The sequence below is a fragment of the Chryseobacterium sp. CY350 genome (assembly GCF_027945075.1).
In the GTDB taxonomy this organism is placed as follows: Bacteria; Bacteroidota; Bacteroidia; order Flavobacteriales; family Weeksellaceae; genus Chryseobacterium.
In genome coordinates this window covers 1,299,421-1,314,353 of the sequence record NZ_CP116034.1, presented here as the reverse complement: position 1 = coordinate 1,314,353, position 14,933 = coordinate 1,299,421, and the positions used below count along the sequence as shown (strand labels likewise).

Sequence of the window (14,933 nt, the reverse complement as noted above, 5' to 3'; positions counted from 1 at the left end):
TATAGTTACGGTATACCGTAACTTGTTTATTATTAGAAATTTGTAAATTTGATTTTACATAACTATATAAAAAAACAATGAACATTGAATCCTTATTAAGTAAAGTACATCTTTTCGAATCTTTAGTGATCGTTTCTGGTTTTAAGAGAGATATTACAGATTATTTTCAGTCTATTCAGCAATCGCAGAATCAAAATCTAGTCTACATGAAAGACATATCTCTGCGAATAAAGAGTTCTTTTCAAAATTTTGAAAATAATTCTTTAAATAACGATTTATTTTATTTATTAAAAGATACTCTTCCTTTTACAGAACAAGAAACAATTTCTGAGCTTGACAAGCTTGATGACAATAGTTCAATTGATGCAAGTGAATATTATTCTAAGCTGTATACTATATTAAATACTTTATTAGAGTCTATTACCGAAAATGAAAATGAGGTTAAGAGTTTAAAGAACTTATTAAATAAATATTCTGCAACAGATTCAGACCAATTTGCATCTGAAGGAAATGCATTGGTTTCTATTATTTTTAAAGATTTAAAGTCTACAGGAACTCTTAAAGAATTTACAAAAAGTCTTAATAAGTGGAATAGAGCTTTGCTTCTGTATTATACATTGCTTAAGTCAGATTCTCCTGAAGAGATTGATTTAATTGAAATTCAAAATGGGTCTATTGATGTTGTTTGTAATATAGATTTTGATGTGTCTTTAGATTTAACCAAAGTTGTTATGAAAGGTTTAGCTGTTTATGGTGCTTATTTGTTGTATAAATCTAAAATGGCTAAAGAAATAATAGCTTCTTATATGGGAAATAGAAAGTTAATATCAACAGAAAAAGAAAGAGAAAAATTAATGCTTTTAAATATCTATGAAACATTAAGAGATACTATTAGTGAGCAACATAAAGAAAATGTTAAAAACGATAAGGGAATCAGTAAAGAAGGTGTAGATAAAAAAATTGATGAAGTTAGTAAGGTTATTGCAGAGCATATTATTAAGGGTAATGAAATTAAATTACTAACCTATGGGACGCAAGATGATAAAGATTTAGATGGAGATAATTCAGAAGAAAATACGAAAGAATTAGCTGATAAACTGAGAGAGAATACATCAATTGTTCGTGAAAGATTTAACCTTCTTGAAGCGAAAGATAAACAGTTGTTGTTGGAGACATATACAATAAAAGATGATGATGAAATTAAGGGATAGAAAACAAATCAAAGCTGTCAAATTCTGACAGCTTTGATTTTAAAAACCGCCTCAAGAAAATCTCAAAGCGGCCTATTAACAAGTTTAAAAATATCTAAAATTGTCAAGTGAATGACAATAATGATTTCCTACAAACCAATACTTTTGCTTGGTTTCAATTATTTTCTGATGTTCTTTGGAATTGCATTTTTATGAACCAGAATTGCAGTTGATTTATACTCAACATACGGTTTTGTCACATACAAATATCCATCAAAATCGTTGGTTACACCCCAAGAATTTTTCACCATATAGTATTCTTTTCCGGTTTGAGATTTTACAAATAGTTCAATGTTTATTTAATCATTTGCAATCAAGATTAAGTAAAAGTTTTGTATCTAATCATTTCAGTATTTCCTTATTTTTAGAAAAAGTTTAGAATGTTTCCAACCATTTTGAAATTTTCTGCATCTATAAGAGTATAAAGCCTGACTATGGAAAAAGAATTACTGTTAGAATGCCAACGGAACAATCGCAATGCACAGCGGAAAGTTTACGAAAAAATGGCGGGCAAGCTGTATTCAGTTTGCAAACGCTATCTGAAAAACGATGAAGATATAGAAGAAGTATTGGCCGATACTTTTTATAAAATTTTCACAAAGCTTAATCAGTTGCAAAACCACGAAATTTTTGAAGCCTGGGCAAGAAAAATTGCCGTCAACGAATGTTTGCAGAAATTAAGAAGCATGAAAACACTCGAAATTTCTTTGGAAGACGAATTTGTAGAATCCACAGGTTCTCCCACAGACAGTATTTCTTTCGAAAAAGATATTCTGAAGCTTCTCAATTTTCTTCCGGAAGGTTGCAGAGCTATTTTCAATCTGTTTGCAATTGAGGGTTATCCGCACAAAGAAATTGCGACAATGCTTTCTATCAGCGAAGGAACTTCAAAGTCGCAGCTCAATTTCGCCAGAAAAAAACTTCAGGAATTATTGGTTAATCACAACATTTAAACTTTTACACAATGGAAAACAATCACGATATAGATAAAAAATTCAATGACGCTTCTCAATCTGTAGAAGAACCTGCGACTTTTCCGGGTTTTGATAAAGTTTGGGCGAGAGTAGAAGAGAAATTAGATAAAAAAGAAGACAAAAAGAGAATCGTCCCAATCTGGTTTCCGTACGGAATTGCAGCGAGTTTGGTTATTGGTTTGGGAGCATTTTATTTTATTAATAAAAAGGATATTGTTGATATTTCTAAGCCTCAAATTTCTCAAAATACTATTTTACCTAAAGTAAATCCTAATGTTCAGGTAATTGACAGTATTGTGAAATCTAATATTGAGGAGGGAATTCAATCTCAAAAAGTAATTCAAAAACCTGAAGTTTTAGCCTACGAAACAATTATTCCTAAACCTGAAATTTCTCCAATTTATCACAATGATTTAGCACCACATAATGCAGATATTCCAAAAGAAACAATAACTTATGAAGAAACAAATGGAGACGGTATTTTGGATAAAGATAAAGTTCAAAGTATTGATGAGGTAGTTTTAGTAGGACTACGACCTGTGAAAAAGCAATCCTATACATCAAGTGCCGTTTCTGTGGTAAGCTCACAAAGTTTGGAAGGCAGGCGTTCAAAAAAAGCAAAAGGAAATATCATTGCGTCTTCAACGATTGCCGTGAATGGTTTTGGAAATAGCGGCTTTAATAATTACTCGGAGACATCAAATATCAGAAATGAATTTAAACGGAGTAACAACGTTCAACAGGCTTTAGCAGGAAAAGTTTCGGGTCTTCAGATTTCGTCTGTAGATGCTACTCCGGGATCAGCAAGTATTTTAATAAGAGGAAGCAAAAGCTTAAGCGGTGGTAAAAATCCTTTATATGTTATAAATGGAGTAGTTTCAGATCAAAATTCTCTTGCAGCATTAAACCCCAATAAAATTGAAAGTATTTCGGTTTTAAAAGATGCTTCTGCAACAGCAATATTTGGAAGCAGAGCTTCGAATGGTGTTATCATTATTATAACCAAAAAACTTTCCCGAAAAGAGAAAAAAGCATTCAAAAAACTTCAGAAAGTTCAGGATAGTATTAATCTTTCAAAGCAAATTCAACAAAATAATACTGAAGAATATGATGCATTGGTAGAAAATCCTTTTGAACTGACCGAAAATCAGTCGGTTTCTACTTTTTCGATTGATGTTGATAATGCGGCATATTCCAACATCCGAAGAATGATTAATAATGGTGAAATTGTGAATAAAAGTGCAGTGCGAATTGAGGAAATGATCAATTATTTTAAATACAATTATCCACAACCTCAAAATAATCAGCCGTTTTCAATCAATACAGAATATAATGCTTCTCCGTGGAATCCTAAACATAAACTGTTGAAAATCGGACTTCAGGGGAAAAAAATTCCGATGGATAAATTGCCAAGTTCAAATTTTGTCTTTTTGATTGACGTGTCCGGTTCGATGGATGCTGCGAATAAATTACCATTATTAAAAAGCTCTTTCAAAGTTCTTTTAGATCAATTGCGACCGCAGGATAAAGTTGGAATTGTAGTCTACGCAGGAAGTGCAGGAATGATTTTGCCACCCACATCCGCAAAGGAAAAAGATAAAATCCTGAATGCTCTTGAGAATCTACAGGCGGGTGGAAGTACAGCAGGCGGAGCCGGAATCGAATTAGCTTACAAATTGGCTCAGGAAAACTTCATCAAAGGTGGAAATAACCGTGTAATTATCGCAACCGATGGAGATTTTAATGTCGGTACGTCTTCTACCGGAGATCTGGGAACTTTAATTGAAGAGAAAAGAAAATCGGGAGTTTTTCTTACCTGTTTAGGTTTTGGAATGGGAAATTTCAAAGACAACCGAATGGAAACTTTAGCAGATAAAGGCAACGGAAATTACGCCTATATCGACAATATGCAGGAAGCCAATAAATTTCTCGGAAAAGAGTTTGCAGGAAGTATGTATGCCATTGCGAAAGATGTTAAAATTCAGATTGAATTTAATATGAAATTCGTAAAGTCATATAGGTTAATAGGTTACGAAAACAGAAAGTTGAGAAATGAAGACTTTACCAACGATAAAATTGATGCAGGAGAATTGGGAAGCGGACATACTGTTACGGCTTTATATGAAGTGATTCCGAATGATGTAAATTCTGAATTTTTACCAAAAGAAACGAATTTAAAATATACTAAAAACACAAGTGAGGATAATTTCGGAGATGAATTGGCAACGGTGAAGTTCCGTTATAAAAAACCTGATGGAGACGCGAGTTCTGAGATTGTACAGGTCGTAAAAAGCTCACATGAATCAATTTCTTCTGCGAGTGACGATTTTAAATTTGCTACATCTGTTGCCTGGTTTGGATTGGTTTTGAGAGATTCAAATTTAATTAAGATCAAGGATCTCAATAAAATTGAAGAGCTTGCAAAAAAGGGAAAAGGTAAAGATGAGGAAGGGTACAGAGCTGAGTTTGTAAGATTAGTGGAAACGTATTTGTCAAGTTTAAAATGATTGAAATGGTGTTTAAAAGTTTGATTTTATTTTTAATGATGTTCAGCATTTCAATAGCTGCACAGAAAGACGAATATGGAAAAATAAATGAAAGGTCTGACGGATTAAAAAGTAGTGCTTTTCAACCGTATACGATGGATGACAAAACGCCTAGAATTATCTATCCCAATGATCACCTTAAGGAAAAACCGGCCATTATTTTAAATGGGAACGAAACAACTTTTGAGATAATCAAAACGATAAATCCTGACAAAATTGAATCTTTTTCTGTTGAGAAAGGGCGCAACGAAAATGGTTCTAAAACAAAAGACAGAATGATTGTAACAACTAAATCTAAGAGGTCAGTTAAAATAATTTCCCTGCATGATTTGATCGAAAAATATAAAATTCCGAAAAGTAACAGATTGATTTTTTCAATTGACGGAGAAATAATCAATGAAAATGCAGATATGATGCAATTTGATGAATCTAATTTAATGCAAATCAAAGCTATTAGTCTCGATAAAGTTGATAAAAACGGTGATCTTATATATTTGAAAATTCTTACAAGGACACCGAAAAACGTGAAGGAAGCAAATGTAATTTATATTCGTTGAAGTAAAGAAAGATATATGCTAACAAAGAAATGTCTTCGGAGATTTCTTTGTTATTATTATGAATTCTTATATTTAAATTGTTTTTTATTTTAGAAATTATCCTTAGAGCTTAACATTACACTGCAACCTTTTCAAATTTTCGCATCTATACAATAGTGGATTATTAAATTTCCATTAGTTAAGAGTATGAAAAAAATATATATCATAGCGCTTGCGTTGGCTTTCTTAGGAAGTTGCAAAACCAAAAATGTTCCCGATTCTACAAAGGAATCTCAAAAATTAAGCATCAAAAAGGATAAAGATCAAGATGGTCTGAAGAACAACCGAGATAAATGTCCTGAAATTGCCGGATTCGTTGAAAACAAAGGTTGTCCGTGGCCAGATTTAGACAATGATGGTGTTCCCGACAAAGATGATTTGTGCAAAGACGTTGCGGGATTAGTTGAGAATAACGGCTGTCCGTGGCCGGAAACTGACGGAGATGGCGTGATTGATAAAGATGACGCGTGTCCTACCGTTGCAGGACCTGCCGAAAACAACGGCTGTCCTTGGCCGGATACAGATGGAGACGGTATTTTGGATAAAGACGATGCGTGTCCTACAGTTCCCGGAATGCCGGAATATAATGGTTGTCCAAAGCCTAAAACACAGGTTGCTATGGAAATTTCCAGTTCTTATAATGAGATGTCCTATTATACAAGCAAAGTTTATAACAATCATGTCGGAGCTAAAAAAAGAAACAAAAAAATAATCCGTACAGAGAGAGATTACAGCAATGAAGAATATGAGGCTTTAGTTGAAAATCCTTTTGAATTAACGAAAAACCAGCCGCTGTCAACTTTTTCAATTGATGTAGATAATGCTTCTTATTCGAATGTCAGAAGTATGATTAACGATGGTAATGAAGTCTATAAAAATGCTGTGAGAGTAGAGGAGATGATCAATTATTTCAACTACAGTTATCCTCAGCCAAAAAATAGTGATCCGTTTTCTATTAATACAGAATACAGTGTTTCACCCTGGAACCCGAATCACAAATTATTGAAAATAGGTTTAAAAGGTAAAAATATTCCTTTAAAGAATCTTCCCACTTCGAATATTGTTTTCCTGATTGATGTTTCCGGCTCCATGTCTGCGGAGAATAAATTACCGTATTAAAATCATCTTTTAAAATTTTATTAGATCAGTTAAGACCTCAGGATAAAGTCGCGATTGTTGTCTATGCAGGAAGTGCAGGAATGGTTTTAGCGCCAACTTCGGCGAAGGAAAAAGGGAAAATTACAGAAGCTTTAGACAGATTATATGCAGGTGGAAGCACTGCTGGAGGAGCCGGAATAGAATTGGCATACAAACTCGCTCAGGAAAATTTTGTGAAAGGTGGAAACAACCGTGTAATTTTGGCAACAGACGGAGATTTTAATGTAGGAGATTCATCAAAAGGTGATCTGGAAACACTGATTACGGAAAAAAGAAAAACAGGCATTTTTCTTACCTGTCTGGGATACGGAATGGGAAATTACAAAGACAATAAAATGGAAACTTTAGCCGATAAAGGCAACGGAAAATATGCTTACATTGATAATCTTCAGGAAGCAAATAAATTTTTAGGAAAAGAGTTTGCCGGAAATATTTATACGATTGCAAAAGATGTTAAGATTCAGATCGAATTCAATCCTAAATATGTAAAATCTTATCGGTTAATCGGATACGAAAACAGGAAACTGAGAAATGAAGACTTTTCAGATGACAAAATTGATGCAGGAGAATTGGGAAGTGGGCATACTGTAACCGCTTTGTATGAAATCATCTCTCCAGATTCCAGCTCCGAATTTCTACCGAAGGCTAATAAATTGAAATATTCAAAAGCTTCAACAGCACAAAAGTACGGCGAAGAACTGGCCACTATAAAATTCCGTTATAAAAAACCTGCGGGATCAAAAAGTGCAGAGATTTCTCAAGTTGTTAAAAATTCTGCTGTTTCAGATGCTAAAGTGAGTTCCGATTTTAAATTTGCATCTTCCGTAGCTTGGTTTGGATTGGTTTTAAGAGATTCTAAACTGATTAAAAGGAAAAACCTCAATGAAATTCTAAATCTGGCAAAACAGAATAAGGGGAAAGATGAAGAAGGGTATCGTGCAGAATTCATTAAGCTTGTAGAAAAATATAAAGCCTCTAAAAAGTAAAATTTAAAAAGAAATTTCTCCGGAGATTTCTTTTTTAAAATAAAGTTTCAAATATTATTGAAAATTCAAAAACTATGAGTATATTTGTAATAGAAAATCAGATAAGAAATGAAACTTTCAGAAGCCAAAGAAAAATATATTCAGACTTGGGGAACTTTTGCCACAAGTTGGGGAATCAACCGCACTATGGCTCAGGTTCACTCCTTACTTCTGGCCAACGGAAAGGCATTATCAACAGATGAGGTAATGGAATTATTGGAAATTTCCAGAGGAAACGCCAATATGAATCTCCGCGCACTAATGGATTGGGGAATTGTGAAAAAAGAATTCATCAAAGGCGATAGGAAAGAATATTTCACTGCTGAAAAAGATGTATGGTTTTTATTTAAACAAATTACCAAAGAGCGCAGAAAAAGAGAAATAGAACCTGTTGTCGCATTTCTGGATGAACTGAAAAATATTGAAGATAACAATTCTGACGAAGCAAAAGAATTTATCAAGTTGATGGACGACTTCAGCAATGTCACCAGCAAAATTAACAATATAATGGATCTCGCGATAAAGAGCGACGATCATTGGCTGGTCGGGAAGATCACCAATTTATTAAAATAGAAAGGACTTCAAAAATCCTTTTTTATTTCAAATTAACTTTCAATAATTACTGAAAATATTATAATTATGAAAAATTTAATCATTCATTTAGTACTCATTTTTTATTTCGGAAGAAAAACAAAAAGAATAACCTTTTAAAATTTACGATCATGAAAACTCTTTTTAAGTATGAATTTACTATTCAGATCATTCTCATTATTATTCTGTTGTTAAGTTTCGCAACGTATATTTACTCAGAAGATCGCTTATTTTCGAAGATCTTTATTGTTGATTTTTTTATTTTGGCTTTCATTCAATATGGTTTGAATATCACTAAATTTTTCAACAAAAAGTATTTACAAACAGATTTCCGCAATTTTTATATTTACGCTGCAACTTTTGTGGTGATTACTTACGTGATTTATCTATTAGCAGAAGAATTTAATGCTGAAACTTTGATGGATATTTTGGGAGCAATCGGCATAACGTGGATCATTCTTTCTCCGATATTGATTTTTATATCTCTTTACATCAGTTGGTTTGATGATAAAAATAATATTAAAAAGCTGAATTTAATTGATTGAAATTCAAAAATAATTAAACCAAATAAAAGAATTACCTCGAATTAAATAACATTAGTTTGCCGTGGTTCCTGATTTCCCTTTAGAAAAATTACATGATGACTTTTCTTTTGGAGAGAAATAATCTGATCAGAAAAACAGCAGAATTATTACAATGCAAGAAGAATACATAACCAGCCAAAAGTCATTGATTTAAAAAAAATTAAAACAAAAATTATGAATTTCCTTACAGCCGAATGGCGCAAATTAGCAATCATTAATTACGATATAAATCCTGAAATATTAAAAAAATATCTCCCTGAAGGAACTGAGCTCGATTATTATGACGGAAAATGTTATGTTAGTCTGGTGGGTTTTATGTTTTTAAATACCAAATTGTTAGGAATTCCTGTTCCGTATCACAGAAACTTTGAGGAAGTGAATCTTCGATTTTATGTAAAGAAAAACGAAGGAAATGTGTGGAAAAGAGGAGTTGTTTTTATCAAAGAAATCGTTCCTAAGCCTGCTTTAAGTTTTGTTGCAAACTCAGTTTACAGAGAAAATTATCAGACGATGCGCATGAAAAATAAAATTCAACAGAACGAAAACGATTTTATGATCAGATATTCCTGGAAAGATAAAAACTGGCATTCTGTAGAAATTACAGCGGATAATGTTGCGCTTCCGATGGAGAATGATTCAGAGTTTGAATTTATTACAGAGCATTATTTCGGCTACACAAAAAGATCCGAAAAGACATCAGAGTATGAAGTCTGTCATCCAAAGTGGGACTGGTACAGAGTAAAAGATTATCAGATGAATGTAGATTTTGAGAAGCTTTACGGCACGGATTTTAAAAATTTGAATCAACAGAAACCAATATCTGTAATGCTCGCAGAAGGTTCAGAAATTACAGTGAAAACCAAAAATATCTTGTGTGAAAAGACAGAAAAAGTTTAATTTTTTAAAAATAAATATAGAAATTATCCTAACAGTAAATTTTAAAAAAACGTGATTTGAATTGTTTAGTTGATTTTCTCTAAAAGTAAATCTTAGCATGAAAGACAAATTAAATAAAGATCTATTTAAAAAATGTGCAACCGTTTTCATTTTTGGGAACGGTTCTTGTAATTTTTGTTGCTCAATATTTTATAACCTTACATTTTATTTATGAAAAAATATCTTCTCCCGACAGTCGCAGTGCTGTTTTTCAGTTGTAAAGACAATAAAAAGCAGAAAACTTCGGAAAGTGAAATCGTTACTAAAACTGATACCTTAAAACTTCCTGCGCCTGATGAAAAGGCTTCCAAAAACAAATTTAGCAACGTTATCGGCTGGCCTGCAGGAAAAACTCCGACAGCGCCCGAAGGATTTGTTGTTACACGTTTTGCTGAAAATATTAAAAGCCCAAGAAACATGATACAGGCTGCTAACGGAGATGTTTTTGTGGTACTTTCTAATTCTGAACGCACAAAAACGGAGAAAATAAAAAATGATATCAGCGGGAAAAGTGATGCTGAAGTTGGCGGAAAATCTGCAAACCGCATCATCTTATACAGGGATGCGAACAAAGACGGTATCCCGGAATCATCTTCTGTGTTCCTTGATCAATTAAATCAGCCTTACGGAATGTTGATTATTAAAGATAAATTTTATGTTGCCAATACCGACGGACTTTGGGTTTACCCTTACAAAGAAGGTGACACCAAGATTACCCAGCCTGGAAAGAAAATCGTAAATCTTCCGGCAGGTGGTTACAACAATCATTGGACGAGAAATTTAATTGCCAATAAAGAGCAGTCGAAAATTTATATTTCCGTGGGTTCCGGAAGTAATGTTGGAGAAAACGGAATGGAGAATGAAGTTAGAAGAGCCAATATTCTGGAAGTAAATCTTGATGGAAGTGGCGAAAAAATATATGCAGCAGGTCTTAGAAATCCTGTCGGTATGAGTTGGAATCCTGCTACAGGTGAACTGTATACGGTTGTTAATGAAAGAGATGAGCTTGGTGACGAGCTTGTTCCCGATTATCTGACAAGCGTAAAACAGGGTCAGTTTTACGGATGGCCGTATGCTTATTTCGGAAAGAATGAAGATCCGAGAAGAAAAGGAGAGAAGCCTGAATTAGTAGCAAAAACATTAGTGCCTGATGTTCCTCTGGGATCGCACACTGCTTCTTTAGGCTTATCGTTTTATACCGGTAATCAGTTTCCTGAAAAATATAAAAACGGAGCTTTTATCGGCCAGCACGGCTCTTGGAACCGCTCATCACTCGCAGGTTATCAGGTGGCTTTTGTCCCATTCAATAACGGAAAAGCTTCAGGATCATATCAGCCATTTTTAACCGGATTTATTGCAAACGAACAAAAAGGAGATGTTTACGGCAGACCTGTAGGTGTTTTGCAGATTGCTGACGGTTCGCTGCTTGTTGCCGATGATGTAAGCGGAATCGTCTGGAGAGTTGCATACGCTAAAAATTAAAATCAGAAGGTTTTATTTAATCCTCAATGATTTAGCAAAAATTTTGTGGTATGAAATATGCAACGTTGATCGTATATAACAAATTAGAATTCATAAGATTTTAATTATTAAAGTTTAATAGTATGAAAAAGTTATTAATGTCAGCAGTTTTTCTCATTGGTTTGTCTTTCAATGCTTATGGACAAAGAAGACCGCCGAGACCGCCTGCTCCGCCACATCCGTCAAAAAGTCAGATGGCAAGCAGTAAAACCAGTGAATTGGATAGAAGATACAGGAACGAAAAAAGACTAATTATGAACCATCCTGTTGCAACCAAGAAAATGAAAAACGAGCAGTTAAGAGCATTAAATCTCCGATATCAGAATGAGAAGAAACTCTTGCGGGCTGCTAGATAAATAAATTTTATTTCATTAAGAATTAACAACAATACCGAAGAGAATGCGAAAGTGTTCTCTTTTTGTGTTTAAAATTAAATCGTTAAAACTTTTACGGAGTATTGCCATATGCATCGGTTGAAAGACAAAACATCCAATATTTTTCCGTAAATTCGCATAAAAATTTTAAGCTAATGAATTACGATATTATTGTCATCGGTAGTGGTCCTGGTGGATATGTTACAGCAATCAGAGCGGCACAGTTGGGTTTTAAAACTGCAATTATCGAGAAAGAAAATTTAGGAGGAATCTGCCTTAACTGGGGATGTATTCCTACAAAAGCTTTATTGAAGTCTGCTCAGGTTTTTCATTACATCAATCACGCTGAAGATTATGGTTTAAATAAAGTGGAAGCGAGTTTTGAGTTTCCAAATGTTATCCAGAGAAGCCGTGGAGTTGCCTCTAAAATGAGCAAAGGAATTGAGTTCTTAATGAAAAAGAATAAGATTGACGTAATTCTTGGTACTGCAAAAGTGCAGAAAGGTAAAAAAGTTTCTGTAACCGACAAAGACGGAAAAGTAACTGAATATACCGGAACAAACATTATCCTAGCTACAGGAGCTCGTTCTAGAGAATTACCAAACTTGCCACAAGATGGTAAAAAAGTAATAGGATACAGACAGGCTTTATCTCTTCCTGAGCAGCCGAAATCTATGATCGTTGTAGGTTCCGGAGCAATCGGAGTAGAATTTGCCGATTTTTATAACACAATGGGTACGAAAGTAACTGTTGTTGAATTTTTACCAAATATCGTTCCTGTAGAAGATGAAGAAATCTCAAAACACTTAGAGAAGTCTTTGAAAAAAACAGGGATCGAAATTATGACCAACGCATCTGTTGAAAGCGTAGATACCAGCGGCAATGGTGTAGTTGCAACTGTAAAAACAGCAAAAGGAAATATTACTCTTGAAGCTGATATATTATTATCTGCTGTCGGGATCGCTGCAAATATTGAGAACATTGGTCTTGAGGAAGTGGGCATTCAGACAGATAAAGGAAGAGTTTTGGTTAACGAATGGTACGAAACTTCAGTTCCTGGTTACTATGCGATTGGAGATATCATCCCGACTCAGGCTTTAGCGCACGTTGCTTCTGCCGAAGGAATTACTTGTGTAGAAAAAATCAAAGGATTGCATGTTGAAAAAATTGATTACGGCAATATTCCTGGATGTACTTACTGTCATCCTGAAGTAGCTTCTGTTGGTCTTACTGAGAAGCAGGCTAAAGAAAAAGGGTACGAAATTAAAGTTGGTAAATTCCCTCTTTCTGCAAGTGGAAAAGCTACGGCAAACGGAAATACAGACGGATTCGTTAAAGTAATTTTTGATGCCAAATATGGCGAATGGTTAGGTTGTCACATGATTGGCGAAGGTGTTACCGATATGGTTGCTGAAGCGGTTGTTGCAAGAAAACTGGAAACTACAGGTCACGAAATCATCAAATCTATTCACCCGCATCCAACGGTTTCTGAAGCTATCATGGAAGCTGCTGCTGCTGCTTATGGTGAAGTGATTCACATCTAATTAAAAAATTATTATTTTAATATTTAAACCATAGATTCGTCTGTGGTTTTTCTTTTTTACCGAAATGTTTTTTTTTTGATATTCATTAAAATACACTAATCGGAAAATCTTTGTGATCTTGGTGAAGTGTCAGCGCCTTTGTGAGCCTTAAAAACGGTTAAATAGGAAAAAAACTCTGTGTGCTCTGTGTTCAAATTATGTGTGATAATTAAAATTTTTCTTACGTTATATTTTATTTCAGTTATTTTCTTAATTTTATTCACGTAATAAATACAAATTAAAATAAATTATGTTTAAAAAATTAGCTGCCGAAGCTTTAGGATTGGGAGATATAGGTAAAATCATCCCATCTCAGGATTATGATAAAGTAGACTCTGACGATTATATTTTATCTGAAGATAATGAGAAGATTTTCTTTTTAATTAAATCTAAAAGAGATGAGTACTGTTTTACAAACAGAGCGCTTATTCACACTGACGGAGCAAGTGCTTTAGACCGAAAAAGAGTGCTTAAAAGATACGAATATTATCAGTTTCCTTTTTCAAATATTGCCTTGCAGACTGCGGGAACAATCGATTTGGATGTTGAAATTTCCTTTAACGTGGGAAATGTACCTTTGTTAATTAGTGTGGCGAAAGGTCAGATCGATCAGTTGAAAGATTTGTATAAAGCACTTTTGGCGATTCAGCAGGAAGTTCACCACAATCATTCTCTTTTGAATTTTTCTAATGACAGCATCCAGAAAGCAATTACAAGTGTAGCATCCGGAAAACAGGAAAATGTTTCTAAAAGCCAGGAATTAAAAGCTATCAACGAATATATATTCGCATGGAATACCAATAGTTTCGACAGATATAATCAAAAAGATTTCTCAAGAATTTTTGAAAAATATATTAATAATTAGAACTAAAATTCTGAAGAATGAAAAAACCATAGATTCTATGTGTGGTTTTTTCGTTTAAGAGGCGAAAGATTATTAGTGTTGCATAATATTAATATCATTATTTCTTTTTTTACAGAGAGTTTTCATTAAATTTATTCAATGAATTTTGAAAAAACAGGATTGGTTTTATCTGGTGGCGGTACCAAAGGGATTGCGCATGCCGGAGTTTTAAAATTTCTCAGCGAAAAAAATATTGATGTAGATATCCTGTCATGTTGCAGCGCGGGATCTATCGTTGGCTGTCTTTACGCGATCGGAAAAAAACCTGAAGAAATTTTAGACTTTTTTCAGTCGATCTATTTCTTTAACTGGAAGCACTTCACGTTTAATCAGCCCGGACTGGTTTCTTCTATTATTTTTGCCAATTATCTTAAACCGATTTTTCAGGATATGAAAATTGGTGATTTAGATAAAGAGGTAAGAATAGTTGCCACAGAATTGGTTTCCGGAACAGAAAAAATATTTGATAAAGATTTTAAAGTAATCGATGCAATGATTGCTTCCTGCTCAATTCCCGGGATAACAACGCCTTATATTTTGGGTGAAGAAATGTATTGCGATGGGGGAGTTCTCAATAATTTTCCGGCTGACATCATCAGAAACGACTGTGATAAATTGATCGGAGTTTTTGTTTCGCCGCCACACGACATCAAAATCAGTGATCTGAAAACCATCAAATCAATTGTTTCACGTTCTTTCGATTTGTTTTCGTACCGAGTTGAAAAGGTAAAATTTGAATATTGTGATTGGCTCATTTCTTCAAAAGATCTCTCACCTTTCGGGAATTTCGAAAGGAAAAAAGAACGCCTCGAACAAATTTACAACATCGGTTATGACGCCGCAAAAAACAGTTATTCGGAAAGTAATTTTATGAAAGAATTGAAAAACTAA

At 33.9% G+C, this 14,933-nt stretch carries 14 protein-coding genes and 2 pseudogenes; 15 read left to right on the top strand and 1 reads right to left on the bottom strand.

Annotation, left to right across the window (positions count from 1 at the left end; translation table 11 throughout):
- The first annotated feature begins 206 nt into the window (after window positions 1–206).
- A complete protein-coding gene (locus PGH12_RS05940; RefSeq protein WP_267597243.1) occupies window positions 207–1,211 on the top strand; it encodes a hypothetical protein in 1,005 nt (334 codons plus the stop codon).
- Between the two features lie 158 nt (window positions 1,212–1,369).
- Here the strand turns inward: PGH12_RS05940 and PGH12_RS05935 are convergent.
- Window positions 1,370–1,528: pseudogene (locus PGH12_RS05935) on the bottom strand (C1 family peptidase); the annotation flags it as partial.
- A 156-nt stretch (window positions 1,529–1,684) separates the two neighbouring features.
- On the opposite strand from PGH12_RS05935, the gene PGH12_RS05930 reads away from it, so the two are divergent.
- The 14 genes and pseudogenes from PGH12_RS05930 (at window position 1,685) to PGH12_RS05870 (ending at window position 14,933) form a co-directional block, all read left to right on the top strand.
- Entirely contained in the window at window positions 1,685–2,203 is a 519-nt protein-coding gene (locus tag PGH12_RS05930; protein WP_267597242.1) for an RNA polymerase sigma factor, read from the top strand.
- Between the two features lie 11 nt (window positions 2,204–2,214).
- Window positions 2,215–4,731: a vWA domain-containing protein gene (locus PGH12_RS05925; RefSeq protein ID WP_267597241.1), complete on the top strand. Its 2,517-nt coding sequence runs from the start codon at window positions 2,215–2,217 to the stop codon at window positions 4,729–4,731.
- A 5-nt stretch (window positions 4,732–4,736) separates the two neighbouring features.
- Window positions 4,737–5,327, top strand: coding sequence for a hypothetical protein (locus tag PGH12_RS05920; protein ID WP_267597239.1), 591 nt, complete (start codon window positions 4,737–4,739; stop codon window positions 5,325–5,327).
- Between the two features lie 291 nt (window positions 5,328–5,618).
- Window positions 5,619–6,032: pseudogene (locus PGH12_RS05915) on the top strand (thrombospondin type 3 repeat-containing protein); the annotation flags it as partial.
- A complete protein-coding gene (locus PGH12_RS19125) occupies window positions 6,012–6,485 on the top strand; it encodes a von Willebrand factor type A domain-containing protein (protein ID WP_420710259.1) in 474 nt (157 codons plus the stop codon). The pseudogene PGH12_RS05915 and the gene PGH12_RS19125, both read left to right, overlap by 21 nt.
- Window positions 6,473–7,510: a vWA domain-containing protein gene (locus tag PGH12_RS05910; RefSeq protein ID WP_420710258.1), complete on the top strand. Its 1,038-nt coding sequence runs from the start codon at window positions 6,473–6,475 to the stop codon at window positions 7,508–7,510. Before PGH12_RS19125 ends, PGH12_RS05910 begins: the two co-directional genes overlap by 13 nt.
- Window positions 7,511–7,618: 108 nt before the next feature.
- Window positions 7,619–8,122: a GbsR/MarR family transcriptional regulator gene (locus tag PGH12_RS05905; RefSeq protein WP_267597237.1), complete on the top strand. Its 504-nt coding sequence runs from the start codon at window positions 7,619–7,621 to the stop codon at window positions 8,120–8,122.
- Window positions 8,123–8,271: 149 nt separating this feature from the next.
- The gene (locus PGH12_RS05900; protein WP_267597235.1) at window positions 8,272–8,685 is read left to right on the top strand and encodes a hypothetical protein; all 414 of its coding nucleotides are present in this window, start codon (window positions 8,272–8,274) and stop codon (window positions 8,683–8,685) included.
- Between the two features lie 213 nt (window positions 8,686–8,898).
- A complete protein-coding gene (locus tag PGH12_RS05895) occupies window positions 8,899–9,621 on the top strand; it encodes a YqjF family protein (protein ID WP_267597234.1) in 723 nt (240 codons plus the stop codon).
- Between the two features lie 210 nt (window positions 9,622–9,831).
- Complete coding sequence (locus PGH12_RS05890; RefSeq protein ID WP_267597233.1) at window positions 9,832–11,142, top strand: PQQ-dependent sugar dehydrogenase; 1,311 nt, start codon at window positions 9,832–9,834, stop codon at window positions 11,140–11,142.
- 122 nt (window positions 11,143–11,264) lie between these two features.
- Window positions 11,265–11,537: a hypothetical protein gene (locus PGH12_RS05885; protein ID WP_267597231.1), complete on the top strand. Its 273-nt coding sequence runs from the start codon at window positions 11,265–11,267 to the stop codon at window positions 11,535–11,537.
- A 173-nt stretch (window positions 11,538–11,710) separates the two neighbouring features.
- Window positions 11,711–13,099: a dihydrolipoyl dehydrogenase gene (gene lpdA / locus PGH12_RS05880; protein WP_267597229.1), complete on the top strand. Its 1,389-nt coding sequence runs from the start codon at window positions 11,711–11,713 to the stop codon at window positions 13,097–13,099.
- Between the two features lie 289 nt (window positions 13,100–13,388).
- Complete coding sequence (locus tag PGH12_RS05875; protein ID WP_267597227.1) at window positions 13,389–14,003, top strand: PH domain-containing protein; 615 nt, start codon at window positions 13,389–13,391, stop codon at window positions 14,001–14,003.
- Window positions 14,004–14,141: 138 nt separating this feature from the next.
- Window positions 14,142–14,933 (top strand): patatin-like phospholipase family protein, encoded by a 792-nt coding sequence (locus PGH12_RS05870; protein ID WP_267597225.1) that lies wholly within the window; start codon window positions 14,142–14,144, stop codon window positions 14,931–14,933.